This window comes from Paraburkholderia sp. SIMBA_027, from assembly GCF_046535315.1.
GTDB lineage: Bacteria > Pseudomonadota > Gammaproteobacteria > Burkholderiales > Burkholderiaceae > Paraburkholderia > Paraburkholderia tropica.
The window spans coordinates 1-250 of sequence record NZ_JAWRWY010001228.1 but is presented as its reverse complement, the minus strand read 5'-3'; the positions used below and the strand labels follow the sequence as shown (position 1 = coordinate 250).

1 protein-coding gene is annotated in these 250 nt (G+C 74.0%); it reads left to right on the top strand.

What is annotated here, in order from left to right; genetic code table 11:
* A partial coding sequence (locus tag SB764_RS43065) for a YbfB/YjiJ family MFS transporter (protein WP_410867180.1) occupies positions 1–250 on the top strand: 250 nt, incomplete at both ends.

Below are 250 nucleotides of genomic sequence, written 5' to 3'. Positions count from 1 at the left end.
GCCACGTTCCTGCCCGCCATGGCGCGCGAGATCATCCCCGATCCGGCGGTGTTCGGCTGGGCCTGGCCGCTATTCGGCCTGGCGGCGGCGCTGTCGTGCCTGCTGGCCCCGCGCGTGGCGCAGGCACGCGACGACAAGACGGTGTGGCGCGGCGCGCAGGCGCTGATGGCGCTGGGCATGCTGGCGGTGGCGCTGTGGCACGACATCGCCGCGGTCATCGTCGCCGCGCTGCTGGTCGGTGGCACGTTCA